Raw genomic sequence first — 26,136 nt, 5'->3', positions numbered from 1 at the left:
CCCCCACCTGCGGGCCCCCGGCCCACCCCGGGGGGGGCCTGCGCCCCGGGCGGGGGCCCACCCCCCCACCCAAATTGCGTCACATCAGAACCAGCTGGGCGGCGATCAGGACGTCGAGCACTCCGCACCATTCGGCGAAGGTCTTCGAGACCACCCGGTCCCGCCAGATATGCACGAAGTCCCACATCCCGTGCAGGAACCAGCCGGCCGCGATCACGTACACCCCGATGGTCGGATCGACGGCGAGACCGGCGAGCGCCACACCGCAGAAAAACACGATTCCGACCGCTTGAAGGCGCATGTTCGGCGTCGAATCGATTTCCCCTGTGGACATCACCCACACCAGCAGGACGAGGGAGGCACCGACGAGAAGGGTGGACGGCGCCATAATCCCGGTCACCTCGGTGACCGCGACCGTCCCCGCCACCAGCACCACGACCGGCCACGTGATCTTCCGGTTGCCGATCTTGGCCATGATCAGATAGATCAGCGCGAGCATCGGCAGCGCCTCGCCCAGGAACTGGGCCGAACCGCCCTTCTCTCCGAGCGCTGCCGCCACCACGTCGGGTCCGACCAGGGCGAGGGCGAGCAGGGCGGGCCAACGGCGCAGAGTCCACCGCACAGGTCCCGGCAGTCTGTCGAACCAGCGCGCAATCCGTCCTGCCTCGGGAGCATTGTCCGACGAAGCTGCCGTGGGCAGCTGTTGTGTGGGTTCCGTCCTGTCGAGCATCGCGAACTCCGATCGTCGAGGCGCCTTCCCCCTGGGCCTCACATAAGTCGAACAGTGCTGTCTACTTTAGGACCCTGCTACCGTAACTCGTACAGCCGTGTATGGGAAGAGGAATGATGACAGCACCGACACCTCGCGCGACGAAACGAGCCGACGCCGTCCGCAACGTGGAGCGCATCCTCGACGCCGCCATCGCCTGCCTCACCGAACGGCCCACCGCGTCGATGGCCGATATCGCCAAAAGAGCAGGTCTCGGCCGCGTCACCCTGTACGGCCACTTCGCGTCACGCGCGGAATTACTCGAAGCTGTGGTCGTGCGTGTCCTCGAACAGGGCGAACGTGCCCTCGGTGCCGTCGATCTATCCGGCAACCCGCGCGATGCGCTGAGCCGCCTGATCGAAAGCAGTTGGCTCCTGACCAGTCAGGCCGCTTCGATCATCGCCGCCGCCGAAGACGAGTTACCGCCCGGGAGAATGCAGGAACTGCACACCGACCCGGCTGCGCGCGTCGAGGCGCTCATCGAACGCGGACGAAGCGAAGGCGTGTTCCGAACTGATATGCCGACGTCGTGGCTCGTCACCGTGATCCACCAGATCCTGCACGGCGCCGCCACCGAGATCTCGATAGCACGCCTCGACCCCCACGACGCATCCGAACGCATCACCACGACGATCCTTGCCGTCCTCGATGCTCCGTCGACGCAGGAGACGAATAACTCAGTGGGTCAACGAGTGTCGGGTCCCTCGACGAGCGGAAGTGACTCGTCGGCGGTCCAGGCGTTGAGCGAACCGTCGTAGACCGCGGCGTCGGTGCGACCAGCCACGGCAAGTGCGTGGGCGACGCCCGACGCGGCGATACCGCCACCGCAGTACGTCACCGGTCGCACGTCCGGGTCCAGCGCACCCGCCTTCTCGAAGATCTCCCTCAGTTCGGCTGCCGGCTTGAGGCGGCCGGTGGACGGGTCCACGAGGTCGCCGAAGGGGATGTTGATGCTGCCCGGGATGTGCCCGCGACGCGGATACGACGGGCTTTCACCTCGGTAGGTCGCCGGGTCGAGAGCGTTGATGATGAGGGTGTGGGGGTCGTCGAGAGCGCCCAGAACGTCCTGCGTCGACGTCAGCAAGTCCGGACGACGATGCGCCGTAAAGGTCGCGGCGTGCGGAATCACCTGCTCTTCCGAAACGGGATACCCCGCGGCACGCCACGCGGGGAGGCCGCCGTCGAGGACTGCCGCGTCGTCGAATCCTTCGAGTCGCAACTGCCACCACAATCGGGCGGCCCAGATTCCGCTCGACTGGTCGTAGATCACCACCCGTCGTCCGTTTCCGATACCCACCGCACCCGCCGCGATCGCGAACCGGTCCGACGACACAGCGGTAAACGGTTGCGGCGCTTGATGGTCGGAAAAGTCGGTGAACAGGTCGGCGTAGACCGCCCCCGGGATGTGCGCCTCGGCGTACGTGTCGAGACCGGGCTCGATGTGCACCGACCCGTCCGGCGGCATGCTCAGGTGTGTCGTGGCGTCGACGATCACGAGGTCTTCGTCGTCGAGGTGCTCGTGCAACCACTCGGGAGTGACGGACTGGGGTGTCGGGTCGCTCATGGAGCACTCCTTCTGCCGTCCCACGGCAGTGCTGGCCTCGACCCCGGCGCGCGAGGTCCGAACCACCAAATCGTACTCGGCACAGCACCTGGAGACCCGTACGACATTCCCGCAGCGACGCGCGAGCTACATACGCCTGCGAGCCCCCGCCCCTACAGCGCGACATCCGGCCGAATGCGACCTATGGACTGCAGGTTTCTCGAACCCGCCGAACCGGCTTCTACAGCCGCGTGCCGTCCAGTCCGAGCAAGTACCCACGCCGTCGAACCCAGCGTCGAGGCGCGAGCTCTTCTCGTTGTCGGTAGACGCCGGAATAGGAGTTCCCGTGCCGCACTGTGCGGTCGCTCGAGAAACGCCCGCGGCAGAAACGAACCGATCGCGAGCCAGCGTGACCGATGTCGTCCAAGCGGATGACATCGCTTGGGGCACTGTACAGTCCGACCGCACGGGACGCGTTCTCCGCTGACGAGAATGCACCTTGCAACACCCTGACCCTCGTCTCACGTCCCCGACGCAGGGCTTGACGGGCAATTGCTTCGATACACGAGGCCACGCACCTAAGGATCTGGAATCATGAAAAAGTTGATCAGTACGCTTGCTGCTGTTGCCACGCTTGCGACGGGCGCAGCAGTACTCACCGCACCGGCCGCTCAGGCCGTGACCATCTCGGGCAGTGGGGTCAAGTACGTGTTCTGCAGCGCCAACCAGCACGGCAACGAGATCGCCTACTACGACCGCTACGGCAAGGTCGAAAAGATCGTCAGCCTGAACAGCGTTGACGGAAATGCCTTTTGCGGAGCTGTCGAGGTCAGCATCGAGCCGGATTCGTATGTCTGGTCTTCGATCAGCAACGACAACTCCTCATACGTCTATGCCGCGATCTACTCGGTCTCATACCCCCTGTTCTCGGGCAGCACCGGAGCTCCGCCGCAGTACACCCTGGTCGCAAGGGACGAGAGCCACGACAGCTACGGCGGATTCAACTACGCGATCGCGGGTTAGCACTCAGGATGACGGAATTCGCGTTCGGGTTGCCACGCACTTACATCAATCGTGCCGGTAACCAGACCACCGAATGGCCCGACGGACTGAAGGTGGTGCGCATGTCCGATGGCCGGGTGAAGATCGGCCGCCAAGGGTCCATGTTCCGGGGCGGCACCAAGGGCATCGTCGTCCAACAGTTCGCGAGCGGGAGCAATCCGACCGCACACATCATCGCAGCGTTTGACGACATCACCTGACCGTTACGGCGGAGCCCCTCCCATGAAGTGCCCAACGGGTGGGCTCCGCCGGACCCTGATCCGGAAGGCACGGCGGCCGGGCTTCACGTTCCAGCTTGCGAAACGTCCAGCACGCTCGCGTACGCGGCAGCGAGATCGATGCGTAGCCACCCGCCGGCGGGGCCGGCGCAATCGAGGGGGTACCCCGCAGGCAACGCGGTATCCCGGAGCACGCCGAGGCGCTCCTCGTCCGTGAGGTGGGGCGCGACGCTCCGCAACAACACCGCGGCGTCCGCGGGAATGTCGTTCACCATCGCCGGATCGACCGGCTCGAACCCGTAGGTCATCCGTTCCCGGTATTCGCCGCGCGCCGCATCGAGTGAGCGATACCGGACGTCGGACTCGATGTAGTCCGCCAGCGGCGCGCCCACCGACCGCTCGAGTTCCGACCGGAGTTCGTCTTTCGCTTCGTCGACGAGGCGGACGAACGCCGGGTCGTTCAACCGGTCAGCGGCCGCAGCCTGACCCATGATGCGCGCGCCCATGACGTCGAGCGGGTAGTGCACGCCAAGCACGATTCGGCTGTGCCCCACCTCGGATGCCCGAGCGAGGATTTGCGGAGCAAGCTCGGGAAGCATGTCCGCCAGCAGGATTCCCTTCCAATACGCCTGCGCCGTATGGCCCGAAGGGTACGAACTGGTACCGAACACTTCCGCATAGGGGTCGGCAGCGCCGCCGGTTCCGTCGCCGAAGTAGTAGTGGATCCGCTCGGGCGCCGCCTCGAACGGTCGCGGGTTGTTCCAATGCTGCTTTTCCACGAGCGTCGAGTTGGCGATGCCGCCGGCCCGGGCCAGGTCTCCTCCGAGCAAAGTCTCGGTCTTCGGTAGACGCCCCTCGTCGAGCGCGACGCGGAACACCTCGCCCAGGCGGTGGCCCAACCCGTCCGACAACGACAACAGCCGGTCGTAGTGACTGTCGAACAACGCGCGCTGCTGCTCTACGGGCGACGCCGCATTGTTGATCGCAACGGCGGTGTCGAGGTTCTGCTGCACCACGTCGGGACGACTCTCGCGAAGCTCGGTGAATCCGTCCAGCACGGAGATGTAGTTGACGCGCGCGGGGAGATCGGACGGGTACGGACCGACCAGGTCCGGGAAAGCGAAGGGCCCGGCATAGGCGACGGGTGCCGTCGCCGTCATCATCACCGCAGCGACCAGTGCCCCTGCATACCGGCTGAACTTCATCGAGTGGCCTTCCCCCGGACGACGGTCCACGAAGTTAAGCCGCACAGGTGCCCGTTACGCAAGAGGCAGCGACACCGGCGCGTTCCTCGTGAGTTCACTGCCCGCGAATTCTTCGGCGAGTCGCATCGCCACTCCGATGGCACCCGCCAAGGAGCCCAGGAGGACGAGCAGGGTGAGTGCGGCGTTACCGGGGTCGCGTGCCGACCCTCCCAAGGCTTCGGTGTCGAGGGCGAGGTACGTCACCGTGTCCTTCAATGCGCTGGTGAAGGTTAGTGCGGTGCCCAGCCAGAGCAGCACGAGACGAGCCGGCGTAAGCCGCTTTCCCCTGAGCAGACCCGTCGCAGCCGCGGCACCTGCGGCAGCGGCCGACGCTCCTACGACGAGGCATACTCGTTGCGCGGTCGTCAGGTCCGAAAATACCGCGCTCCCCCACACCGCCCACACCAACTGCTGTCCGGTGAATATGGCAGCGGCAGCGACGAATACGGCACCGAGGTGGTTCTGTAGTCGGCGGGCTCAGGTGGTGCTTCAACCGCTTGGGCGGCTGCCGCCGGTTGACCCGCGCCGACTCGGGAGCGTGGCTCCGCTCAGGCCTGTCCTTGCAGCGTCACCCCAGCCCGTACGCAACGACGGAGTAGTCGTCGGGAATCGGGCCATCTCGGTGCACAGTCCTCGGCCCCTGGTATTCGACGCTGTGCCAGCTCACATATTCGGTCGGAGTCCTTACTGCCCGCTGGATCACCGGACGACGGTCGGTGACCAGGGCACGGCCTGCGGGTTGGGCACGGTAATCCATCCACAGGTATCGGTCCCAGATCAGGCAACCGGTCAACGTCGTGTCACCGGTGAGGTCGAGACCGGGGGGAAGCATCGTGGAGAATCCGTGACCGAGATGGGCCCTGCGCTCGACACCCGCATCGGTTTCGATCTCCTCCACCCGTGCCGAGATCGAGCACACCAGTTCGACGGGGAGATTCACCATGTCGGGTGTGATCCATCGGGTGGCGGGTGCACACACCTGGCCGACGCCCGGCTCGTCCGGCCACGGTTCGAGATCCTCGATCATCCACAGTGTCGTCGTTTCGGTCCTGCCCATATGAGAAGTCTCCCGACGACGACACGGACTCGGGGCGGCGACACGCACAACGGAGCGCCTCTTTCAGGTGGGTTCGGTCGGCGTTACTGGTGGAGAGGAGTCGTCACACCTCGATAGCCCGCACTGTACGCAGGATTCCGGACTTCACATCCTCGTCATGGCTGATTGTGGCCGTGCATCTGCCGAGATCTCAGCTGGTCGGCTCGGGAGCATCCGTGCGCACAGTCGGCGCCGTGTAGTCGGACGGCACGAGGGCACTGCCCGGCAACAAGTACTCGTCCGCCGCCAGCAGGCGGTTCCAGCAGTCGAGAAATCCGGGTAATGCTGCGTCGAGCGGGGCGGTGTCGACGATCCGGGTTCCGGGACGAATCAGCGCGGCGAGCAGCGCCGTCAGTACGACACGCACGTCGCCGCCGTGCGCGACGACACCGGCGGTCTCCTGAATCCCCGGCGACACCACGATCGCAGTACCGGCGCCGCGGGCAGTGATCCCGATCTGCCGCAGGACCGGAAGCCATTCCGTGGCAGCGGAATCTGTGCACGACAGGACGCAGTCGTCGGCCGCCCGGGCCGCCGCCACTGCATAGAGCGGAAGCACGTCCGCCGGAACGGTGCACCGGAACGGCGGGAGTTCACCCGCAGTGGCACGCGTGGTCGCGGTCAACCCGTCAGCCGAGGCCACCACGTATGCCCCGGTCGAGGCGACTGCCGCGCGGAGCGCCCGGGCGGCGTCGTCGTCGAGAGGTAAGGACTCGCGCACCATCACGGTTCCGCCGGTCACGACGCCGGCGAGGAGCAGCGCGGTCACCGCAGCCGCGGATTCGGCACAGTGGGCGGTCGTACGGCCCCGCACCGGGATCGCTGCGTGCGGGAGTTCGAAGGAAGTGGTCATGACTGTTCCCCTCTGATGGTCGACAGCGCCGGCATGTTGTTGTAGCGCTCCTTGACGGTGTTGAGGTGGACCCAGCTGTCCACCTCGAGGACGGACCGGAGCGCGCGCACAGCATCGAGAGACGGCACCACGTCCTCGAGTCTGGTGGCGTGCACCGTACCGAGAAGGTCGTACCTGCCGATGGTGGCGGCCAGAAACCGCACCCCGGGCATCTCGCTGATCAGTGCACCCAGATCCGCGGCACGTCCGGTCGCGCGGACTCCGAAACCCACCGCGACTTCGCTCTCGCTCTGTCCCGCGCCGGTCAGTGCGCCGATTCGCAGGACTCCGTCGTCGATCAGTCGCTTGACGCGGATCCGCGCTGTGCCGGGCGAGGTGCCGGCCTCCTCGGCGAGGACCGAGTACGACGCCCGCCCGTCGTCCTGCAGGACCCCGAGAAGGCGGACGTCGAGGGGATCGAGACGCGTGGCGGCGACCTTGTCGGGTCGTCCGATATCGACGATCAGGTCGGAATAGACCAACGTGTTCGTTTCCCGGACGCCGTCGATGCACCGGATCCGTTCGAGCGACGACGCGAGGCGGGCAGCCCCGACCGTGCGCACCTCGGCGATGAGGGGGTATCTGCCGCTGACCAGCGACACGTACGGCACGTCGTGAAGAGTGGCGATGCGAGCAGCGACCTGCCGGACCGGCTGGTCCACCGCGATCGCAACGTGCCCCAGCGCGTCCAGTCCGATCGTGGACGGATGAACGATGCCCACGACATGCACCCGGCCGCTCTCGAGCAGCGCATTCAGCCGTTTCGAGACGGTCGGACGCGACACATTCAGCTTGGCGGCGAGCTCGTTGCGGCCGATGCGTCCGTCGCGGCGCAGTTCTTCGACGATGCGGGAGTCCAGGTCTTGCACGGCAAATGTTACGGGGCTGGTCATCGGAAGTTTACAAACGAAAAACGGACCAACATAAGTTTACTTATCACCAAATCACAGCACCCTTCTCGTTGTTCTGCGAACGATTCGAAATCGGATCTTTCCATAACATCAACGAGTGACGTTGATTGCTCGGATACCGACTTGGAAAGAACCTATCTCAGTTCATATGTTCTGTCGTAACCGAACGAGCACAGGCCAATGTCGATCTCGCTGCTCAGAATCCGCGCTTCGACAGGAGATTGATCAATGAGAAAAGTTCGCCTGCTAGCAGCCGGAGCCGGCATCGCCCTGCTGGTCACCGGATGCGGAAACGAGTCCGGCGGCAGTGAGGCCAGCGGCGCAGCGCCCGCCGGTCTGATGCGCGCCGGAGAAGTGACGTTCTGCACGGACCCCGAGTACCCCCCCATGGAGTACTACGCCGAAGGCGACACGAGCACGCCGATCGGATTCACCTCCGACGGGGCACGCGCCCTCGCCGATCTCTGGGAAGTCGAAACGAAGTGGCAGATCACCGCGTTCGACGGACTCATGCCGGGACTCCAGGCAGGTCGCTGCGACGTACTGTGGACTGCGCTGTACGTCAGCCCCGAGCGACTCGAGGTCGCCGACGCCGCTCCCTTCCTCGAGACTGGCCCGGGCCTGATCGTCCGTAGCGGCGACACGTCCATCACGGCACCAGGCGACCTGTCCGGCAAGACCGTCGCCGTGCAGGGCGGTGGCAGCAACGAGCTGACGGTAAAAGCGCTCTCCGACAAACTCGAGGCCGAGGGTAAGCCCGGCATCAAGATCCAGGCTTACCCGAAGACGGCGGAGACCGTCGCCGCAGTCACCAACGGCAAGGCCGATGCCCTCATCGAGACAGACGTCGCGGTCGTCGACATGGTCACCAAATCGAACGGCGCCCTTGTTGCCGTCCCGGATATCTTCCCGGCCGACACCCAGTTCGGCGTGTACACGAAGAAGGGTTCTCCACTGAGCGGTCCCGTGGCAGACGGTGTCCGCACCCTCGCCGAGAACGGCACCCTGGAGGAGATCGCGCTGAAGTACGGTCTCGACCCCGCCCGCATCACGACGGGTTGACGCCATGACCTTCGATCTCGACATCTTCTTCTCGGCCCTGACCTCCTCGGCGTTCTTCCGTGGCGCCTGGTTGTCCGTCGCCCTGGCCGCATCGTCGATGCTGTTCGCGACGGTGATCGGCTTCGGCGTCGCACTGCTCCGTATCAGCAACAACCGCATCGCCCGGACGATCGGCGGAGCGTACGTGTGGTTCTTCCGGGCGATCCCGACCTTGCTCGTTTTGCTCATCATCTGGAATGCCGGCCCGCAATTGTTCCCCGCCCTCCGGGAGAACTGGTTCAGTCCGTTCCTCGCGGCATTCATCGGTTTCGCGGTCGTCGAAGCCGCCTATATGGCAGAGATCCTGCGCTCGGCGCTGCTCAGCGTCGACGACGGCCAACGCCAGGCGGCCCGTGCGATCGGAATGCCGCCCCACAAGGTGATGCTGAAAGTCGTCCTGCCCCAAGCCGTCAAGGTCGCGTTGCCGCCGACAGGCAACGAGTTCATCGCAATGCTCAAGTACACCTCGCTCGCGTCGGTCATCTCCCTCCGCGAGTTGCTCACCACCGCGCAGGTCGGTGTATCGAACACCTTCCGCTACGCGGAGTACTACAGCGCCGCGTTGGTCTACTACCTCGTCATCGTCACGGCACTCATGGGCGTACAGACCCTGATCGAGCGTCGTTACCGCTGGGTCTCGTCCGGAGTCGACTCCGTCGCGACCGGAACAAGGAAGGTCACGGTGTCCGCATGACCAGCACCGCCCTGCTCGAGACGATCGGACTGCGCAAGACCTACGGGAACAACGAAATCCTCAAAGGTGTGGACTTCTCCATCTCGCCCGGCCAGGTCAAGGCCGTACTCGGACCGTCCGGCTCCGGTAAGTCCACCATTCTCCGCCTCATGTCGTTGCTCGAACCCGCCGATGGTGGATCGATCCTACTGCACGGCAAGGAGATCGGGGTCGCCACCGGCCGCGACGGGCGATCGGTGCCGCTTCCCGAACGGAAACTTGCTCGCGAACGCACCAACATCGGCATGGTCTTCCAAAAGTTCAACCTCTTCGCACACCTCGACGTTCTCCACAACGTCACCCTCGGACTGACCGAAGTGCACGGCGTACCCAAAGCGGAAGCCGTCGATCGTGCCGAGCAGATGCTCGACCGGGTCGGAATGTCCCAGCGCATGCGGCACTACCCGTCGGAACTGTCCGGCGGGCAGCAACAGCGCGTCGCGATCGCTCGCGCCCTGGTCCTCGACCCGTCGGTCATGTTGTTCGACGAGCCGACCTCGGCACTCGACCCCGAGCTGGTCAACGAGGTGCTTTCGGTAATGGAAGACCTTGCGCAACAGGGCATGACGATGATCGTGGTCACCCATGAAACACGGTTTGCCCGACGGGTCGCCGACGAGGTCGCTCTGTTCGACAGCGGCGTCATCGTCGAACAAGCACCACCCGAGCAGTTCTTCACCGCGCCCGAGCACGAACGCACCCGCGCATTCCTGTCCCACATCCACTGATCGACCCGAACGGAGCATCATGGCATCCCCGATCGCGGTCTACACCGATCTCGACGACCTCGACCCCTCCGAAGGAGTCGCACTGCTCGAGGCCGAAGGCTTCGAGGTGCGTGTGCTCGACACCCGCGACCCCGACACGATCGCCGCCGCGGCGGCGGATGCGTCCGCGCTCCTCGTCGGGTACGCACCCGTCGACAGCGACCTGCTCGGGCAGCTCCCTCACCTGGGTATCGTGTCGATGCTCTCGCGCGGTTACGACTCCGTCGACATCGATGCGGCCACCGCCCGTGACGTCTGGGTGGCCACGGTCGGGGATGTCGCTTCCAGCGAGGTCGCCACCCACACGTGGGCACTGACACTGGCGGCGGTGCGCCGGCTCGACTTCTTCGCACTGCACGGTCGACGCGGGTGGCTGGACCGCCCGCGGTACGCCCCGCGGCGACTCTCGGATACCACTCTCGGCCTCGTCGGGATGGGGCGTATCGGCAGCGAAGTGGCCGCACTGGCCGCCGGTTCGACCGGACGGATCCTCGGCTACGACCACGCCGGGCGCCGGATGCCGGCGGGAGTGACAGCGTCGTCGCTCACCGACGTCATCACACAGTCCGACGTCGTCTCGATCCACCTGCCACTCGACGACTCCACCGAGAAGCTGTTCGACGCCGACCTCATCGCTGCGATGAGACCCGGCTCGTGGCTGATCAACGTCTCCCGCGGCGGCATCGTCGATTCCGATGCACTTGCGGACGCACTCGACTCCGGCCACCTCGCCGGGGCCGCCCTCGATGTGCTCGACGTCGAACCTCCGCTCCCAGGTGACCGGCTTGCCGAACACCCCAACGTCCTCCTGACCCCGCACGTGGCGTACCTGTCGGACCGAACGGCCCGCGAGTACGTCCGCATGCAGGCGGCCAACGTCGTCGAGTGGTACCGCACCGGCACCCCGGCACACGCCGTCACGAACCTGTACGAGGTGACCGCATGAGTATCCGACTGGAGATGTTCCAATCCCTCTGGGCAATGGAGGATCTGCCGTGGCAGGGCACCCCGTGGAGCCTGACCGAACAACTCGACCGTCTCGCCGGCGAGCACTTCGACGGCGTCGCAGTCGACCTCGGTGCACGCGGCAAGCCCGAAGCCGCGACCCTCGCTCCTCTGCTGCGCGACCACGACCTACAGGCTGCGGTGTTCGCCTTCGTCCGCGACGACAGCGACCTCGACGCGGCCCTGCGCTATGCCGACACGATCGGCGCGAGCCGGATGGTGGTGTGCGGCTGCGTCTTCGACCCCGACGACGCGGTTGTGCTCGACACCGTGCACCGCTGGCATCGCACCAGCCGGGCGGCGGGCGTGGCGATGCAACTCGAAACCCACCGCAACACCCTCACGGACGATATGCGCCGCACCACCAGACTGTTGAAGGATCTGGATCCGGACGTGAACCTGGCAATCGACTTGTCGCACTATGTAGCCGGCAGTGAGATCCCGGTGACGCCGACCTCCGAGATCGACGGACACATCGAGGCGTTGTTCGCCCGTGCGGAGTCCGTCCAGGGACGCGTCGCGACCCGTTGCCAGGTGCAGATCCCCCTCGGGTTCCCCCAGCACCGTGAGTGGGAGGAGCTGTTCACCGGCTGGTGGACTCGGGCGTTCACCTCGATTCTCGAGCGCCGCGGCCGCCGCGGCAGCACCGATCCGGTGATGTTCTGCACCGAACTCGGCACCACCCCGTACGCCATCACCGATCGCGTGGGTGCTGAGCTGTCCGACCGGTGGGCCGACACCCTGACCCTGCGCGACCGGGCCGTCACCGCGTTTGCCGAAGCGACGGACCGCACCACCACCATCACTTCCCGAGGAGCGTCCCGATGAGCACCCTTCAGTTTCCGGTACCGGAACGAACCACCACGTCCACCGGCAACGTCGTGATCGACGGTCCGCTGCCCGCGATGCCCACCGGACGCTCTCTCGTCCCGGCGCGCGCGTACACGGGTGCCGACGAATTCGCCCTCGAACAGGACCGGATTTTCTCGTCCGGATGGGTGTGGGCCGGTTACGCCCACTGGGTTGCAGAACCCGGCGCTGTACATCCCGTGACCATCGGCGGTAAGCCACTGCTCCTGGTACACGGAGAGGACGGCCGTATCCGCGTGTTCCACAACTCGTGCCGCCACCGCGGCATGGCACTGACCGAGGATCCGATGGTCGTGCAGGGGCGCATCCAGTGCGCCTACCACTGCTGGTCGTTCAAGCTCGACGGAACGCTCGCCGCGGCACCGTATTACACCCGTGAGCGTCGGTCGAAGCTCGATCCCGAGACCGCCGAACGGCTGAGCCTGCTGCTCGTGGCGAGCCACACGTGGGCCGGCATGATCTTCATCGACCTGTCGGCGACCGACACGGATCCTCAGGCTTGCGCCGACAGCTTCGCTGCTCATCTCGAGCCGCTGCTCGCTCGCTGGTCGCATATCGACTTCAGCCGCCTGCACCTCGCCGGCGAGAAGAAGTTCGAGATCGACGCCAACTGGAAGCTCATCGTGGAGAACTTCCTGGACTTCTACCACCTGCCGTTCGTGCACCCGCAGGTCGGCCCGGTGACCGCGTCCCTCGACGTCGACGATGTCGCGCTGCATCCGGACATCATCGGAGGAAGCTACCCGCGCGGTGCCGCGGGCAAAGCCGAGAAGACCGCGAAGTCACTGCCGTGGCTCGGCGACGTGCCCGCCGACCGGCTCGAACGGCAGGACATCTTCTGTATCTTCCCCAATGCGCTGGTGTTCCTCGAGGCCGAGTGGTTCCAGGTCATCGGCTACCACACCGTCGCGCCGGACCGCACCGTCGAGTACATGTCGGTGTTCGTCGACTCGTCCGCTGCCGGTGACGATTTCGCCGACACCCGCGCTCAACTGACCCAGGTGTTGTGGGAGGTCAACGAGCAGGACATGCCGATGCTGCACCGCCTGCAGATCGGGCGGAACTCCCCCGGCTCCGACTCCACGAACCTCGTATCGCACTGGGACCAGATCACAGCGATGTTCCAGGACCGCGTCGCAACGAAAGCAGGGTACCGATGACCGCGCTGCTCGAGAGCTCGACCGACCGCACGCTGCGCACCCGATCGGTGCGCGTCACCGGAATCACCTGGGAGGCCGAGGGAATCCTATCGATCGACGTCGCCGACCCGGCCGGTGAACAGATGACCGCCTGGGATCCCGGCGCCCATATCGACATGGAACTGTCACCGGGGCTTACTCGCCAGTACTCGCTGTGCGGCGATCCGGCAGACCTGCGCAGCTGGACGGTCGCGGTGCGCGCCGCCACAGATTCTCGCGGTGGCTCGGCGTACGTGCACTCGACGTTGCGCCCCGGTGACATCCTGCGTGTGCAAGGTCCCCGTCAACACTTCCCACTCGAGGACGCAGCGGCCTACGTCTTTGTCGCCGGGGGCATCGGAATCACCCCGCTGCTGCCGATGGTCGAGGCCACTGCCGCGCGCGGTGCGACCGTGTCGGTGCACTACGCCTACTCCGGTGAAGCCCCGGCGCGATTCGTCGAGCGACTCGCGGCCACCGGGGTACCCGTGCATCTCTACCCTTCCACCGAGGGCGAGCGCATCGATCTGCCGACGCTGTGCGCGGATCTCGGTCCCGGGGCATTGATGTATTCGTGTGGCCCGGAGCGCATGCTCGCCGAACTCATCGAGCTGCTCCCCGCTGAGGTGTTACGGATCGAATCATTCTCCCCCGCAACGGCCCTGCCTGCGGAAGCTCCGGCCGTCGATGCTCGATCCGGTACCGCATGCTCGGTGCAACTCGGTATCGACGGACCGGTGCTGGAGGTCGCGGAAGGCGAATCGGTCCTCGACGCTCTCGAGCGTGCCGGCGCCGACGTGATGTGGTCCTGCCGCGAAGGCACGTGCGGTAGCTGCGAAGTCGGGGTGCTCTCAGGTGCGATCGAGCACCGAGACAACATCCTCCTCGACGAAGAACGTGCGGAAGGAAAATGCTTCTTCCCGTGCGTATCCCGCCCTCTCTCGAAGGCGGTGCTCGACCTGTGACCGATACTGCCGTCGCCGCCGACACCGCGGAAGAGCTGCGCCTGCGACGCGAACTTGCCGCCGTCTACCGGCTCGCCGCGCACTTCGGGATGACCGACCTGATCTTCACCCACATCTCGCTCCGGCTGCCCGGGCCGGAGCCGCGATTCCTCATCAACCCCTATGGGCTGTTGTTCGAGGAGATCACCGCATCGAACCTCGTGGTGGTCGATCCGGCGGGACAACCGATCGGAGACACCGGGACACTGGTCAACCCGGCCGGGTTCGTGATCCACGGCGCCGTGCACACCGCGCGATCCGACGCGCACTGCGTGATGCACACCCACACCCGGGCAGGCTGCGCAGTCGCCGCGAACCCTGACGGTCTGCTTCCCGTCAACCAGATGTCCATGGAGTTCTACAACCGCGTGGGCTACCACGAGTACGAGGGTGTCGCGCTGAGCCTCGACGAACAGGCCCGGCTGGTCGCCGATCTCGGCGACCACCCCGTCCTGATCCTCCGCAACCACGGACTGCTCACCGTCGGGAGCACTCCGGCCCAAGCGTTTCTGCGCATGTTCTACCTCAACCGCGCGTGTGAGATCCAGGTCACCGCCGCTGCCGCAGGGCCGCTCGTCCTGCCCCCTCCGAACGTGTGCGAGCGCAGCGCACGCCAGCTCACCGGCACCGAGACCGGTGACGATTTCATCGACCCGGGAGCCGACCTGGCGTGGGCAGCGATGCTGCGCCTACTCGATCGCATCGCGCCCGGTTACGCCGACTGACACTTCCCTACAAAAGGACCCGATCATGAGCCCTATCGGACCCGTCGACGCCTCCCGGATCCCCCGCTACAACGGCCCCGGCACCTTCGCGCGACTCCCCCGCCTCGACGAGGTCGCCAGCACCGACGTCGCCATCGTCGGCGTCCCCTTCGACACCGGAGTGAGTTACCGGCCGGGCGCACGCCTCGGCCCCGCCCATGTCCGCGCGTCGTCGAAACTGCTGCGTCCGTACAACCCGGCGCTGGACGTCTCACCGTTCAACGAGATGCAGGTCGCCGACGCCGGCGACATCGCCTGCAATCCGTTCAATATCGACGAGGCCGTCACCGACATCGAACGCGGCGCCGACGCTCTCACCGGTGACGGCACGCGCCTGCTCACCATCGGTGGCGACCACACCATCGCGCTACCGCTGCTGCGTTCGGTGGCGCGTCGCCACGGTCCCGTCGCCGTCGTCCACTTCGACGCGCACCTCGACACGTGGGACACGTACTTCGGCGCCTCGATCACTCACGGCACGCCGTTCCGCCGGGCCTCCGAGGAGGGCCTGATCGACCGCGAAGCCAGCATGCACGTCGGTACGCGAGGCCCGCTCTACAGCGACCAGGACCTCGCCGACGACAAAATGCTCGGCTTCTCCGCCGTCACCTCCCCCGAGATCGAAATCGACGGTGTCGCAGCGGCGATCGAGCGGGTGCTCGCCCGTATCGGGGATCGACCGGTCTATGTCTCCGTAGACATCGACGTGCTCGACCCCGCCCATGCCCCGGGCACCGGCACCCCCGAAGCCGGCGGCATGACGAGCCGGGAACTGCTGCGGATGCTCCGCGCGTTCGCCGGAACGAATCTCGTCGGCGCCGACATCGTGGAGGTGTCGCCGTCGTACGACCACGCCGAGATCACGGGTATCGCCGCCGCGCACGTCGGCTACGAACTGCTCTCCGCCATGGCCCTGCCGAAGGCGTGACCACCCCTCTCTGCTCCACCGAAAGGCCCGTCGATGTCCGAGATCGAATACCGCATCCCCCAGCAGCGCCGCCTCGTCACCGAACTGCCCGGCCCCCGCTCGGCGGCGCTGGACGAACGACGCCGCAATGCCGTCGGTGCCGGAGTCATGTCGTCCGTCCCCGTCTACACCGCTGACGCCGACGGCGGCATCATTCTCGACGTCGACGGAAACGCACTCATCGATCTCGGTTCCGGTATCGCCGTCACGAGTGTCGGAGCATCCGACTCGGCCGTGGTCGCGGCGATTCGGGAACAGGCGGGGCGCTTCACACACACCTGCTTCATGGTCACCCCCTATGAGGGGTACATCGCGGTCGCGGAGAAACTCGCCGAACTCACGCCCGGCAACCATGCCAAACGCACGGTGCTGTTCAACAGCGGCGCCGAGGCGGTAGAGAATGCGGTGAAAATCGCCCGCGTCGCCACAGGCCGTAAGACCGTGGTCGTCTTCGACCACGCCTACCACGGGCGGACCAACCTGACGATGGCTATGACGGCGAAGAACAAGCCGTACAAGGAGGGCTTCGGTCCGTTCGCATCGGATGTTCACCGCGTCGCGGCGTCGTATCCGTTCCGTGACGACCTCAACCACGACGGCACTCCGATCTCCGGGCCGCAGGCCGCACAGCGCGCAATCATGCAGATCGACAAGCAGATCGGAGCGCACAATGTCGCGGCGATCGTGATCGAACCGATCCAGGGCGAGGGCGGATTCATCGTTCCCGCCGAAGACTTCCTGCCCGCGCTCGTCGACTGGGCCAAAGCCAACGGCATCGTGTTCGTCGCCGACGAGGTGCAGACGGGCCTCGCCCGCACCGGCCGGTGGTTCGCGTGTGACGACGAGGGCGTCGTGCCCGACCTCGTGACGATCGCCAAGGGTGTCGCGGGCGGTATGCCACTCGCTGCGGTCACGGGTCGTGCCGACCTGATCGACGCGGTGCACGGCGGCGGACTCGGCGGCACCTACGGCGGCAACCCGGTCGCCTGCGCAGCCGCGCTCGCCACTCTCGCTCGCATGGAAGAACTCGACCTGTGTGGTCGGGCCCGACGCATCGAACAGATCGCCACCGAAAAGCTGCGTAGTCTCGCCGACGACATGGACGTCATCGGCGAGGTTCGTGGCCGCGGGGCGATGCTCGCCGTCGAACTGGTTCGTCCCGGTACTCGCGAACCCGATCCCGAGGCCGCCTCGGAGATCGCCGCGCGTGCCCTCGCCGACGGCGTCATCGTGCTCACGTGCGGTACGTACGGCAACGTCATCCGGCTGCTGCCGCCGCTCGTGATCTCCGACGAACTGCTCGTCGAGGGCCTCGACGTCCTCGCCGACGCGGTGCGTGCCGTCGCCGGCGCACTCGTGGGAACACCGCAGTGACCGCGCTCGGCGCCCCGACCCGACTGTGGCTCGGCGGCACCCTCGCCGACGCGTCCACCGGCGCGACATTCCCGGTCGAGGATCCCGCCACCGGTGAGGTGCTCGCCGAGGTCGCCGATGCGTCTGCGGCGGACGGTCTGCGCGCGCTCGATCTCGCCGCAGAGGCGCAGGCCGCGTGGGCGGCCACACCGCCTCGTGTGCGCAGCGACATCCTCCGCACCGCATTCGAACTCGTGAAGCAACGAGCGGACGACTTCGCCCGCACGATCACCCTGGAAATGGGCAAGACCCTCGCAGAGGCGCACGGTGAGGTGAACTACGGTGCCGAGTTCCTGAGGTGGAACGCCGAGGAGGCCGTACGTATCGGTGGGCGCACCACGACGTCGCCCGGCGGCAACGGCCGCATCCTCGTCACCAAAGAACCGGTCGGCCCGGTCCTCGCGGTGACTCCGTGGAACTTCCCGTTGGCTATGGCAACTCGCAAGATCGGCCCGGCACTTGCGGCGGGCTGCACAATCATCGTCAAACCCGCTGCCGAAACTCCGTTGACGATGCTGCTGCTCGGGCAGGTCTTCGCCGACGCCGGCCTCCCTGAAGGGGTGCTGTCGATCCTGCCGGCGTCGGACGCTGCCGCGCTGACCGAACCTCTGATCACCGATCCGCGCCTGCGGAAGATCACCTTCACCGGCTCCACCGGTGTCGGGAAGCTACTGGTCCGCCAGTCTGCCGAGCGCCTGCTGCGCACTTCCATGGAACTAGGTGGTAACGCACCATTCCTCGTCTTCGACGACGCCGACATCGACGCCGCCGTCGACGGTGCCATGGCAGCGAAGATGCGGAACGGTGGCGAAGCGTGCACCGCCGCAAACCGCTTCTACGTGGCTTCCCAAGTGGCGCAGCAGTTCACCGATACGCTGGTCACGCGGATGACGGCGCTTCGCATGGGGCACGGCCTCGATGACGGTACCGACCTCGGGCCGCTCATCACCTCCGTACAGCGCTATCGAGTGCACGAGCTGGTTCTCGATGCGGTGGCACGCGGGGCGGGTCTCCTCGCCGGCGGCGTCGTCCCCGACGGACCGGGCACCTTCTACCCCCCGACCGTCCTCGACCAGGTGCCCGCCGACGCCCGTGTGCTGCGGGAAGAGATCTTCGGCCCGGTCGTCGCCATCACAACGTTCGACACCGAGGAGGAGGCGGTCGCTGCGGCGAACGACACCGAGTACGGCCTCGCCGCGTACTTCTACACCCGCGATCTCGACCGTGCGCTGCGCGTCGCGTCGGCGCTGAACGCCGGGATGGTCGGCGTCAACCGAGGCGTCATCTCCGACGTCGCAGCACCTTTCGGCGGGGTCAAGGAATCGGGCTTCGGGCGTGAGGGCGGTACGGAAGGGATAGAGGAGTATCTCGAGACCAAGTACGTCGCGCTGTAGCCCGAGGTGAGGTCTTGGAAGACGGCAGACAGCAGCGGACCGAGGCGGGCCGCGGTGTGACCCACGCCCTGGGTGAAGCCCGACAGTGCGGCCGAACCGTGGGTACGTGAGCGCGGGGTGATCAAGGTCCTCCATCGGGAAGGTGCGGGGTCCGAGGACGAGCAACACGATCGAGCCACGGGGCTCGGCTTCGAACCCGAGCACTCCGCGCTGGTTACGGCCGTAAGCGACGGCAACGAAGACGCGTCAGGCAGGCAGCACAGGTATTGCTCGCCGAAACCGCCGGCTGAGCCGGACAGCGTCGGTGGTCAGTGAGCCCCGGCCGGGTCCACGGCGTTCGCGAGTGCGTACGCATTCGGAGAACTCAGTAGAAGCTCGTCGAACTCGGTGCCGGCCCGGCGCACCCCGATGCGCAGCACCGGATATCCGCGCTTCATCGCGACCAGGCGCCGGGTGCCGCGCGGATGCCGGAAGGTGCCCACTTTCAGATATCCGGAGATCACCAATCCCGATCTGATGCCGAGAATTTCGGACGTCCAGCCCGGCAGAACCTCGACGCTCGAGATCTCCGACAACGGCACCTCCATCGTGCTCCGGCGGACCATGATCGCCTCCCACCAGGAGAAGGAGAGATGAAGGGCGTTGTCTCGAAAGGTCGATGTCGCCATAACGTCAGGTCTCCCGTCGACGGTAAGCTCGATGTAGTACTGAGAACATTATCAGACTGATAATGATGCAGGAAGGGTGCCGATGGGAAAGACCTCACCGATTGCCGAGGTGGTGCTGCATCCCGTTCGCCTGCGGATCGTGCAGCAACTCGGCGGGCGCCGGCTGACCACCGCACAACTCCGGGCCGAACTCCCCGACGTCACCCAGGCCACGCTCTATCGGCACATCGCGGCCCTGATCGACGCCGAGATCGTCACCGTCGTCGACGAACGCCGCGTACGCGGCACCATCGAACGCACCCTCGCGCTCGGCGAGCGTATGGCCCATGTCGGACACGACGAGCTCGCCGCCATGGACGAAGCCGGACTACGGAATGCCTTTCTCGCCTTCCTCGGATCACTCGGCAAGAGTTTCGACACGTTCGTCGAGAACGACGATCGGCAGCTCCGACACTATCTGGGTTTCGGAACCACTCCGCTCTACGTCACCACCGACGATCTTGCGGAAATCCAGGCGCGACTCGGCGAGATCCTTGCCCCCTACCGAACGGATGCCGACGGCGACCGGATGCGCGTCGATCTGACCACCGCGGTGATTCCCGCTCCCCCGCCCGTCGCTCCCGAAGAGAAGTAGCCTACCGCCGAAGGCGGAGCTGCGCATTCCCGTATCCGGTCATCCACGACGAGCAGGGCACTCTGCGACAGTCCATGTCACCTATTCCGGCGAACAACGCGCCGAGGCGAATTCGACAGCGGTAACCTTGCTCTTATTCGACATCTTCGGATGCCGCTGACCAGCATCTGAACACTCTCGCGGGTGATCCGCTCGGAGGCCGACGTGCGTGGATTCGGTATCGATCTCGGAACAGCCAACACTGTCGTCGGCACTCCCGAAGACGGCATAGTCCTGAACGAACCGTCGCTGTTGATGGTTCGGACGAGGGAGCCCCACAAAGCGCTCACGATCGGCCATGATGCGAGTGACCTCGTCGACCGCATTCCTTCCGGAATCACGGCGATTCACCCGATACGTGACGGTGTCATCGTGGATCTCGGGACGGCTCGGACGTTTGTCAGTGCCGTTCTCGAGCGGGCCGCCCCCCGCCGCCGGTTCGGTACACGGCCGACGGGTGTCGTCGCGGTTCCCGCCGGCGCGACCCCGCTCGAGCGTCGCGCGATGTTCGAAGTCGCGCACGAGGCGGGTCTTCGGAAGGTCGGTCTGGTGCCGGAACCGGTGGCCGGCGCGCTCGGTTGCGGTCTCAACCCGCTCGAGCCGTCGACCCATCTCGTCGTCGATATCGGCGGCGGCACTTCGGAAGTCACTGCACTCTGTTACGGCGGTGTCCTGTCGCACCGCAGTTGCCGAATTGCGGGAAACGACTTGAACAGGGCGATACTCCGCTACCTGCGCGCGGAACACGAACTCGTCGTCGGCGAATTCACAGCGGAGCGGGCCAAGGTGGGAGCGCCCGAGGTCGCCGAGGAGCAGCCGCTCGTGGTGGAGGGCCGCGACGCCGCGACCGGCCGGGTCCGGCTGGTCACTCTCGAAACCGAGGAGATCATGGATGCGGTGCGCCCCACCATGACGAGCATCGTGCAGACGCTGTCCGCGTGCCTCGACGACCTACCGGCGCGGGCCATCGGTGACGTGATGGCCGAAGGCATGCTGGCGATCGGTGGTGGATCGATGCTTCGCAGTCTGCCGCAACTGCTCGAAGAAGCCTTCGGCCTTCCCGTGAAGGCCGCGGAGCGTCCTCTCACGTGCGTTGCGGAAGGCGCGACCGCCTGCATGGACCACCCCGAGGTGGTCGCCGCCTACAGCGCCTGATGTTCAGCGGGTCTGGTTGGTCAGCGGGTCTGGGCGAGATAGCGCTCGAGCAGAGTCTTGACGACCGGACCTGATGTCGCCGAACCGAATCCGCCGCCCCGCACGAGTGCAGTCACCACGACCTCGGGTGCATCGAAGGGTGCCACCGCGGAAAACCAGGCATTGAGGCCCTTCCCGGGGGCCGAGGGGTCCTCGGCGGTACCGGTCTTCGCCCCGGCCGGCACAGGCAGGCTCGCGAGCTGACCGGCGGTACCGGCTGTGGCCGATGCCCGCATCCCCGCTCGCACAGGTCCGAGTTCGTCCGCGAACGACAGTCGATGCGGGGCCTCTGTCGGAACGGGCACACCCTCCGCCGGCCCGTAGGACGCCGCGAGTTGGGGCGTCACCATCGCGCCGGAGGCGATGCCCGACGTCCAACGCGCCACCTGCAACGGGGTCGAGCTCACGGTGCCCTGACCGATTCCCATCAACAGGGTCGACCCCGGATACCAGGCCCCACCGATGTCGCTGACGTTCTCCGGTGTCCCGAGGAAACCCGCGGACTCGTTGGGCAGATCGATGCCCGTCGGCGAGCCGGCACCCAGTTCACCCGCGGTCGTCGCTATGCGCTCGGGACCGAGGAGGTCGGCGAGCTGATAGAAGTAGACGTTGTCCGACCACTGGATGGCCCCCAGCAGACTGTTCCCGCCCATGGGCTGCCAGTTCGCAAAAGTGTGCCCTCCGTAGGCATAGGAGGCGCCGCCCGCGAGCACGGTGTCCGGCGACAACACGTGCGACGCCGCATTCGCCGCGGCGGTAACGATCTTGAATGTCGAGCCCGGAGGCACGGCGGTCTGCGCGGCGTGGTTGAGCATCCGCCCCGGCCCCGTGCCCTCGGTTTGCGCCGCGAGAGCGACCGGGTCGACCGGTGGTTCGAAGACGTTGTTGTCGTAGCCGGGAACACTTGCCAGTGCCAGCACCCCACCGGTGCGGGCATCCATCACGACTGCGGCACCGAGGTCGCCTCCGCTGGTGCGCATCGCCTGTGCGAGCGCATCGGTCGCGGCCTGTTGCAAGCCGAGGTCGAGGTGCAACCGCAGGTCGTGACCCCGCACCGGGTCCACCCTCTCCCCTGTGCCTACCGGACGCCCGGACGGATCGACGTACATGCACTGCCGGCCGTCGACGCCGCGGAGCAACGCGTCGTACTGCATCTCGAGTCCCGCCTTGCCCACCCGCGCTCCGAGCGGGAGGTTCGGCCAGTACTGCATGCCCTGCTCGTCCGCGGTCCCGACGTACCCGAGGACGGACGCCAGCGACTCCCCCTGGGGATACTGCCTGCGTCCGGTCGGATACACGAGCACCCAGGGCAACTGGGCATCCACGATTCGCCGGGCCTGCTCGGCCCCGACGCGTCCGAGCACGAGCTGCATCTCCTCTTCCGCGCTCGTCAGGTCGTCCGCGAGTGCGTCAGGCGTGACGGCGAGGAGTGCGGCGAGTTCGTCGCGTACCCCAGGGTCACCGTCGGCGAACATCCGCGGAACCACCGCAACGGAGTATTCGGCGACATTGACCGCGACCGGAACACCGTTTCGGTCGAGAATGTCACCTCGTTCGGCGGGCAGTCGGAGACAGCGCAGCATCTGCGTGTCGCTGGTGGCCCGCAGATCGCCGCCGTGAGCGGTCTGGAGTTGCCAGGCGAACATCGACATCGCGACGAGCGACGCGGTCACCGCCACCGCGCTCGTCGACACTCCCCGAGGGAGCCGTCGCTTCCTGGATTCGGTGGCCCACAGCGAACGCGTCACGCCGTCGCGCCGCACCGCGAGCACCAGGCCGAGAGAGACGAATCCGACGATCGAGGCGGTGCCCCCGTAACTGAACAAGGGGATGGGCATGCCGGTGTGCGGCAGCAGCGACAGACTCTGGGCGACCGAGACCACCGTGTGAATTCCGAACAGTCCGGCGACACCTGCCGCGACGAGTGCCGCTTCCCTCGTCCGTGCGTGTCGGGCAGCGAGGACGGCGCGCCACACGATGACCACGACAGCCAGCACGACGGCCAGCCCGGCGACCAGACCCCATCCGTACACCAAGCTCGCGAAGGCCAGGTCGTGCTCGGATTCCGGCAAGTAGGTGGCCCGGAGGCCGTAGTCCGGTTCCCGGCCGAGCCCCCACCATCCCGCGCTGCCGATCGCGATGTCCGCCTGCCAGGCAGCCCAGCCGGAACCCTGCGGATCCGCGTCGCGCGAGAGGAAGACGTTGATCCGATCGAGTTGGTACGGGCGGAGGAACAGCAACGCCAGCGGTAGCGAGGCGACGCCGAGCGCGAACAGCGGGAGCAGTGACCGCATCGGCACCCGGGCCAGGATCAGCATGAGCACCACGGTGAAAACGAGAACCACGGCCGTCGACAGGTCGGGTTGCAGTGCGACCAGCGCGATCGGCACACACGCAACCGCCAGGACCGCCAGGAACCTGCGGACCGTGTAGTCACGAGCCAGTATCGATGCGGGCACCAGAACCAGGGCGAGCTTGGCGATCTCGGAGGGTTGCAGGGTGAACACGCCGAGATTCAGCCAGCGCTGCGCGCCCATCGTCGCGATACCGATCAGCGGCACCGCCACCAGCAGGACAACCGAGACGATGTACAGGATCCAGCCGAAACGGCTCAGGGTAGCGATCCGCATTCGCGAGGTCGCCCACATGGCGCCGAGGCCCACGCCGGCGAGAACCGCGTGACGCACTGCCGGTGCCGTCATTCCCGTCGTCCACATGTTGAGCACGCCGAGAGCGACCAGGACGACTGCCGCAGCGACGAGCCAGGGATCGGATCGGCGCCTATCCGCCTGCACCAGAGCCTCCCGGCGGGCAGGTGACGTTCTCGGTGGGCACGTACAGCGGCTCCGACGCGGCGGCAGCGGGAGCCGTGCTGACCGCGGCGACCGCCAGGGCAGAACCCGGTGGCAGATCGACGCGACCGACGCCGTAGGCCTCCTGCGTGCCGGGCGGTACCGGCACCGTGACCGCACCACCGGGACCGACAGCACCCGTACATCTGTCGTAGACGGTCAGATTCCAGGTCACCGCACCGACATTCGCTGCGGGATCGACGCCGACGTCCACCCGCAGGTTGCACGATCGCCCCGGCTCACAGGCACCGTTGGCAAAGCTCGCGACCATCCGGGTGATCGGTCCGGCTTCACCCGGAAGATCGACGGGGACGGGGCCCGGCTCGGTGGACCCCGGCTCGGCCGGAGGGGATGCGGCGTCGGGCGCCGGGGGCGGCGGCGAAACCGGACTGATCTGATCGTCCATCGACGACTCCCCCGGGTCGAGGAGGGTGTTCCATCCCTGCCGCAGCTCCGACCATGCTTTCGGAGCCACCCACACCATCCCGGCGAGTACGAGGAGGGCGAGCAGAGCGAGCAGACCTCGGCGCCACGACGGTCGCCTTCTCCTGCGATGCCAGATCTTCCCTGTGGGTGGCTGCCAGCCGGTCGAGGCAAGAGAGGACCCGGCGGCCGGGGGCGGCTGATCCGGCGCGTCCGGCCGTTCGTGCGCTCGACCCTCCGGACGGGCACGTCCCAGCACCGCAGAGACGAGCGCGGCGAGCTGACGCCGCGTCGCCTCCACCTCGTCCGGACCGAATTCTGTTGCGACAGTGCTACGCACGAGCTGCGCGAGGACGACCGGGTCCGACGCCTCGGCGATCGATTCGTCCAGCCGGTCCGCAAATGCGGCGCTGCGACAGTTCGCCGCGACCTCTCGAAGTAGGACCGCGAGCGCATCACGGACCTCGTCCCGGGATCCCGCGTTCCCGCCGCGCTCGATCGTGAGGTGCCCGCTGTCGGACACCGTCACGGCATTTGCTCGAAAACTCGCCCGAGAACGCCCCGGCTCGTGTTCCGACCCGACCTGATCGACCACATCGGTGACGAGCACGGCCGCCTGCGCAGGGGTCAGCTTCGCGATCGCGAGCAGCCTCTCCAGGGAGACGCCGGCGCCACCTGGATCGTCCTCGGTTCGCGTCGGCAGTCCGGACCGAGCCTGGTCGGGCTCACCATCCGTCGCGTGGATCCCCACGAGTGCCTCGATCATCGCACATCCTGAAACTGCTAGTCCCCCAGCATCTTTCAAGCGCCGAGAAGCGGGGTGGACGATGGATCCTGCAAGCACCTTTCCCACTTGCCTGCTATTGGTTACCGCTCCATTCTGTGCCATTCGCCCCTCGGTTGCGGCGGCTTTCGACCGAAACTCTGCGGTCCGTCCGGGGCATCCTCGAACGGATCCCCTCGTCCGTTACCTTCCCTGCATGAAGATGCTCCTGACCGTCTCGATCACCTCGGTGTTGTGCACGGTTGCGGTCCTGATCTACGTGGTGCCTCAGCTGGTCGCGTCGGGAGTGGTCGAAGTCGGCGGCCGTGGTCTCGAACTGCTGGTGGTGCTGCCGACATTGGTCGGATTGCCCTGTTCTCTCGCCGGAGCCATCGTCGGGACCGCCTGCGTTCTCCGGCGACGCACTCGAGGGAGGGCGACAGTCCTCATGGCGCTCGGACAGGTGACCACAGTGGCTCTGGCCGCGGCCATCCTGGTGTGGGCTTTCGGGTTCGCCTCGACCGGGTGGGAACTCATCGCGCTGCCGGCAGCCTTGATGGTGGGACAGGTGATGGTGGCGGCGGGGCTGTTGGTGGTACGCACGGGTCGGAGTCCGTCGCCGGCGTGACCGC

At 66.5% G+C, this 26,136-nt stretch carries 27 protein-coding genes and 1 pseudogene; 17 read left to right on the top strand and 11 right to left on the bottom strand.

The genetic code is table 11. The annotated features are described in order from the left end of the window. Positions 1 to 79 precede the first annotated feature (79 nt). Complete coding sequence (locus TVH25_RS00440) at positions 80 to 730, bottom strand: hypothetical protein (protein ID WP_206038819.1); 651 nt, start codon at positions 728 to 730, stop codon at positions 80 to 82. A 113-nt stretch (positions 731 to 843) separates the two neighbouring features. Here TVH25_RS00440 and TVH25_RS00435 point away from each other — a divergent pair, with 113 nt between their 5' ends. Next, positions 844 to 1,527: a TetR/AcrR family transcriptional regulator gene (locus tag TVH25_RS00435; protein ID WP_422423091.1), complete on the top strand. Its 684-nt coding sequence runs from the start codon at positions 844 to 846 to the stop codon at positions 1,525 to 1,527. On the opposite strand, the gene TVH25_RS00430 is transcribed toward TVH25_RS00435, so the two are convergent. After that, a complete protein-coding gene (locus TVH25_RS00430) occupies positions 1,455 to 2,333 on the bottom strand; it encodes a sulfurtransferase (RefSeq protein WP_422423090.1) in 879 nt (292 codons plus the stop codon). The two genes, TVH25_RS00435 and TVH25_RS00430, sit on opposite strands and share 73 nt — an antisense overlap. Positions 2,334 to 2,906: 573 nt before the next feature. On the opposite strand from TVH25_RS00430, the gene TVH25_RS00425 reads away from it, so the two are divergent. Together TVH25_RS00425 and TVH25_RS00420 are read left to right on the top strand one after the other, a co-directional pair. Then, on the top strand, positions 2,907 to 3,335 hold the full coding sequence (locus TVH25_RS00425) for a hypothetical protein (RefSeq protein WP_422423089.1): 429 nt from the start codon (positions 2,907 to 2,909) through the stop codon (positions 3,333 to 3,335). An 8-nt stretch (positions 3,336 to 3,343) separates the two neighbouring features. Then, positions 3,344 to 3,574, top strand: a complete 231-nt coding sequence (locus TVH25_RS00420) for a hypothetical protein (protein WP_422423088.1) — start codon at positions 3,344 to 3,346, stop codon at positions 3,572 to 3,574. An 83-nt stretch (positions 3,575 to 3,657) separates the two neighbouring features. On the opposite strand, the gene TVH25_RS00415 is transcribed toward TVH25_RS00420, so the two are convergent. The 5 genes from TVH25_RS00415 to TVH25_RS00395 form a co-directional block, all read right to left on the bottom strand. Then, positions 3,658 to 4,842 (bottom strand): acid phosphatase, encoded by a 1,185-nt coding sequence (locus TVH25_RS00415; protein WP_422423087.1) that lies wholly within the window; start codon positions 4,840 to 4,842, stop codon positions 3,658 to 3,660. Positions 4,843 to 4,851: 9 nt separating this feature from the next. Continuing rightward, positions 4,852 to 5,094, bottom strand: a complete 243-nt coding sequence (locus TVH25_RS00410; protein ID WP_422423086.1) for a hypothetical protein — start codon at positions 5,092 to 5,094, stop codon at positions 4,852 to 4,854. A 310-nt stretch (positions 5,095 to 5,404) separates the two neighbouring features. Next, positions 5,405 to 5,893, bottom strand: a complete 489-nt coding sequence (locus TVH25_RS00405; protein WP_422423085.1) for a hypothetical protein — start codon at positions 5,891 to 5,893, stop codon at positions 5,405 to 5,407. Between the two features lie 190 nt (positions 5,894 to 6,083). Beyond that, complete coding sequence (locus TVH25_RS00400; protein ID WP_422423083.1) at positions 6,084 to 6,785, bottom strand: hypothetical protein; 702 nt, start codon at positions 6,783 to 6,785, stop codon at positions 6,084 to 6,086. Continuing rightward, complete coding sequence (locus tag TVH25_RS00395; RefSeq protein WP_378527524.1) at positions 6,782 to 7,717, bottom strand: Lrp/AsnC family transcriptional regulator; 936 nt, start codon at positions 7,715 to 7,717, stop codon at positions 6,782 to 6,784. The genes TVH25_RS00400 and TVH25_RS00395 overlap by 4 nt, the downstream gene beginning before the upstream one ends. A gap of 246 nt (positions 7,718 to 7,963) precedes the next feature. On the opposite strand from TVH25_RS00395, the gene TVH25_RS00390 reads away from it, so the two are divergent. From TVH25_RS00390 to TVH25_RS00340, 11 genes are read left to right on the top strand one after another with little or no spacing between them, the layout of a single operon-like run. Next, positions 7,964 to 8,797 (top strand): transporter substrate-binding domain-containing protein, encoded by an 834-nt coding sequence (locus TVH25_RS00390; protein ID WP_378527525.1) that lies wholly within the window; start codon positions 7,964 to 7,966, stop codon positions 8,795 to 8,797. 4 nt (positions 8,798 to 8,801) lie between these two features. After that, positions 8,802 to 9,530 (top strand): amino acid ABC transporter permease, encoded by a 729-nt coding sequence (locus tag TVH25_RS00385; RefSeq protein ID WP_378527526.1) that lies wholly within the window; start codon positions 8,802 to 8,804, stop codon positions 9,528 to 9,530. Next, positions 9,527 to 10,297, top strand: coding sequence for an amino acid ABC transporter ATP-binding protein (locus tag TVH25_RS00380; RefSeq protein WP_378527528.1), 771 nt, complete (start codon positions 9,527 to 9,529; stop codon positions 10,295 to 10,297). Before TVH25_RS00385 ends, TVH25_RS00380 begins: the two co-directional genes overlap by 4 nt. A gap of 19 nt (positions 10,298 to 10,316) precedes the next feature. Continuing rightward, complete coding sequence (locus tag TVH25_RS00375) at positions 10,317 to 11,282, top strand: C-terminal binding protein (RefSeq protein ID WP_378527529.1); 966 nt, start codon at positions 10,317 to 10,319, stop codon at positions 11,280 to 11,282. Continuing rightward, a complete protein-coding gene (locus tag TVH25_RS00370; protein WP_378527531.1) occupies positions 11,279 to 12,169 on the top strand; it encodes a sugar phosphate isomerase/epimerase family protein in 891 nt (296 codons plus the stop codon). The genes TVH25_RS00375 and TVH25_RS00370 overlap by 4 nt, the downstream gene beginning before the upstream one ends. Next, positions 12,166 to 13,371, top strand: coding sequence for an aromatic ring-hydroxylating oxygenase subunit alpha (locus tag TVH25_RS00365; protein ID WP_422423082.1), 1,206 nt, complete (start codon positions 12,166 to 12,168; stop codon positions 13,369 to 13,371). Before TVH25_RS00370 ends, TVH25_RS00365 begins: the two co-directional genes overlap by 4 nt. Further along, positions 13,368 to 14,354 (top strand): PDR/VanB family oxidoreductase, encoded by a 987-nt coding sequence (locus TVH25_RS00360; protein WP_378527534.1) that lies wholly within the window; start codon positions 13,368 to 13,370, stop codon positions 14,352 to 14,354. Before TVH25_RS00365 ends, TVH25_RS00360 begins: the two co-directional genes overlap by 4 nt. After that, positions 14,300 to 15,118, top strand: a complete 819-nt coding sequence (locus TVH25_RS00355; RefSeq protein ID WP_422423081.1) for a class II aldolase/adducin family protein — start codon at positions 14,300 to 14,302, stop codon at positions 15,116 to 15,118. Before TVH25_RS00360 ends, TVH25_RS00355 begins: the two co-directional genes overlap by 55 nt. Before the next feature lie 25 nt (positions 15,119 to 15,143). Further along, positions 15,144 to 16,085 (top strand): agmatinase, encoded by a 942-nt coding sequence (gene speB / locus TVH25_RS00350; RefSeq protein ID WP_422423080.1) that lies wholly within the window; start codon positions 15,144 to 15,146, stop codon positions 16,083 to 16,085. Between the two features lie 33 nt (positions 16,086 to 16,118). Next, positions 16,119 to 17,498, top strand: a complete 1,380-nt coding sequence (gabT, locus tag TVH25_RS00345) for a 4-aminobutyrate--2-oxoglutarate transaminase (protein ID WP_422423079.1) — start codon at positions 16,119 to 16,121, stop codon at positions 17,496 to 17,498. Continuing rightward, a complete protein-coding gene (locus tag TVH25_RS00340; RefSeq protein WP_422423078.1) occupies positions 17,495 to 18,931 on the top strand; it encodes an NAD-dependent succinate-semialdehyde dehydrogenase in 1,437 nt (478 codons plus the stop codon). Before gabT ends, TVH25_RS00340 begins: the two co-directional genes overlap by 4 nt. On the opposite strand, the pseudogene TVH25_RS00335 reads toward TVH25_RS00340, so the two are convergent. Together TVH25_RS00335 and TVH25_RS00330 are read right to left on the bottom strand one after the other, a co-directional pair. After that, positions 18,916 to 19,102, bottom strand: a pseudogene (locus TVH25_RS00335) (MFS transporter); the annotation flags it as partial. The gene TVH25_RS00340 and the pseudogene TVH25_RS00335 sit on opposite strands and share 16 nt — an antisense overlap. Positions 19,103 to 19,239: 137 nt before the next feature. Continuing rightward, entirely contained in the window at positions 19,240 to 19,599 is a 360-nt protein-coding gene (locus tag TVH25_RS00330; protein ID WP_169622394.1) for a hypothetical protein, read from the bottom strand. An 82-nt stretch (positions 19,600 to 19,681) separates the two neighbouring features. On the opposite strand from TVH25_RS00330, the gene TVH25_RS00325 reads away from it, so the two are divergent. After that, positions 19,682 to 20,233, top strand: a complete 552-nt coding sequence (locus TVH25_RS00325) for a helix-turn-helix domain-containing protein (RefSeq protein ID WP_422423077.1) — start codon at positions 19,682 to 19,684, stop codon at positions 20,231 to 20,233. A 204-nt stretch (positions 20,234 to 20,437) separates the two neighbouring features. Then, positions 20,438 to 21,427, top strand: a complete 990-nt coding sequence (locus TVH25_RS00320; protein ID WP_422423094.1) for a rod shape-determining protein — start codon at positions 20,438 to 20,440, stop codon at positions 21,425 to 21,427. 20 nt (positions 21,428 to 21,447) lie between these two features. Here the strand turns inward: TVH25_RS00320 and TVH25_RS00315 are convergent, their stop codons facing one another. Together TVH25_RS00315 and TVH25_RS00310 are read right to left on the bottom strand one after the other, a co-directional pair. Further along, the gene (locus TVH25_RS00315) at positions 21,448 to 24,261 is read right to left on the bottom strand and encodes an FtsW/RodA/SpoVE family cell cycle protein (protein WP_422423076.1); all 2,814 of its coding nucleotides are present in this window, start codon (positions 24,259 to 24,261) and stop codon (positions 21,448 to 21,450) included. Continuing rightward, on the bottom strand, positions 24,248 to 25,507 hold the full coding sequence (locus TVH25_RS00310) for a hypothetical protein (RefSeq protein WP_422423075.1): 1,260 nt from the start codon (positions 25,505 to 25,507) through the stop codon (positions 24,248 to 24,250). The genes TVH25_RS00315 and TVH25_RS00310 overlap by 14 nt, the downstream gene beginning before the upstream one ends. Positions 25,508 to 25,721: 214 nt before the next feature. On the opposite strand from TVH25_RS00310, the gene TVH25_RS00305 reads away from it, so the two are divergent. Next, positions 25,722 to 26,132 (top strand): hypothetical protein, encoded by a 411-nt coding sequence (locus tag TVH25_RS00305; protein WP_169652721.1) that lies wholly within the window; start codon positions 25,722 to 25,724, stop codon positions 26,130 to 26,132. Positions 26,133 to 26,136: the final 4 nt, after the last annotated feature.

This window comes from Rhodococcus sp. 7Tela_A2 (genome assembly GCF_049311045.1).
In the GTDB taxonomy this organism is placed as follows: domain Bacteria; phylum Actinomycetota; class Actinomycetes; order Mycobacteriales; family Mycobacteriaceae; genus Rhodococcus.
Note: the sequence above shows the minus strand (reverse complement) of the source record. Positions and strands in the feature narration are given on the sequence as shown.

Coding starts and splice junctions, on each gene's coding strand:
- TVH25_RS00395 (WP_378527524.1), bottom strand. CDS start 7,717: ATGACCAGCCCCGTAACATTTGCCGTGCAAGACCTGGACTCCCGCATC.
- TVH25_RS00360 (WP_378527534.1), top strand. CDS start 13,368: ATGACCGCGCTGCTCGAGAGCTCGACCGACCGCACGCTGCGCACCCGA.
- speB (WP_422423080.1), top strand. CDS start 15,144: ATGAGCCCTATCGGACCCGTCGACGCCTCCCGGATCCCCCGCTACAAC.
- TVH25_RS00400 (WP_422423083.1), bottom strand. CDS start 6,785: ATGACCACTTCCTTCGAACTCCCGCACGCAGCGATCCCGGTGCGGGGC.
- TVH25_RS00435 (WP_422423091.1), top strand. CDS start 844: ATGATGACAGCACCGACACCTCGCGCGACGAAACGAGCCGACGCCGTC.
- TVH25_RS00380 (WP_378527528.1), top strand. CDS start 9,527: ATGACCAGCACCGCCCTGCTCGAGACGATCGGACTGCGCAAGACCTAC.
- TVH25_RS00375 (WP_378527529.1), top strand. CDS start 10,317: ATGGCATCCCCGATCGCGGTCTACACCGATCTCGACGACCTCGACCCC.
- TVH25_RS00420 (WP_422423088.1), top strand. CDS start 3,344: ATGACGGAATTCGCGTTCGGGTTGCCACGCACTTACATCAATCGTGCC.
- TVH25_RS00325 (WP_422423077.1), top strand. CDS start 19,682: ATGGGAAAGACCTCACCGATTGCCGAGGTGGTGCTGCATCCCGTTCGC.
- TVH25_RS00330 (WP_169622394.1), bottom strand. CDS start 19,599: ATGGCGACATCGACCTTTCGAGACAACGCCCTTCATCTCTCCTTCTCC.
- TVH25_RS00405 (WP_422423085.1), bottom strand. CDS start 5,893: ATGGGCAGGACCGAAACGACGACACTGTGGATGATCGAGGATCTCGAA.
- TVH25_RS00355 (WP_422423081.1), top strand. CDS start 14,300: ATGCTTCTTCCCGTGCGTATCCCGCCCTCTCTCGAAGGCGGTGCTCGA.
- TVH25_RS00305 (WP_169652721.1), top strand. CDS start 25,722: ATGAAGATGCTCCTGACCGTCTCGATCACCTCGGTGTTGTGCACGGTT.
- TVH25_RS00440 (WP_206038819.1), bottom strand. CDS start 730: ATGCTCGACAGGACGGAACCCACACAACAGCTGCCCACGGCAGCTTCG.
- TVH25_RS00430 (WP_422423090.1), bottom strand. CDS start 2,333: ATGAGCGACCCGACACCCCAGTCCGTCACTCCCGAGTGGTTGCACGAG.
- TVH25_RS00385 (WP_378527526.1), top strand. CDS start 8,802: ATGACCTTCGATCTCGACATCTTCTTCTCGGCCCTGACCTCCTCGGCG.
- TVH25_RS00365 (WP_422423082.1), top strand. CDS start 12,166: ATGAGCACCCTTCAGTTTCCGGTACCGGAACGAACCACCACGTCCACC.
- TVH25_RS00370 (WP_378527531.1), top strand. CDS start 11,279: ATGAGTATCCGACTGGAGATGTTCCAATCCCTCTGGGCAATGGAGGAT.
- TVH25_RS00310 (WP_422423075.1), bottom strand. CDS start 25,507: ATGATCGAGGCACTCGTGGGGATCCACGCGACGGATGGTGAGCCCGAC.
- TVH25_RS00425 (WP_422423089.1), top strand. CDS start 2,907: ATGAAAAAGTTGATCAGTACGCTTGCTGCTGTTGCCACGCTTGCGACG.
- gabT (WP_422423079.1), top strand. CDS start 16,119: ATGTCCGAGATCGAATACCGCATCCCCCAGCAGCGCCGCCTCGTCACC.
- TVH25_RS00390 (WP_378527525.1), top strand. CDS start 7,964: ATGAGAAAAGTTCGCCTGCTAGCAGCCGGAGCCGGCATCGCCCTGCTG.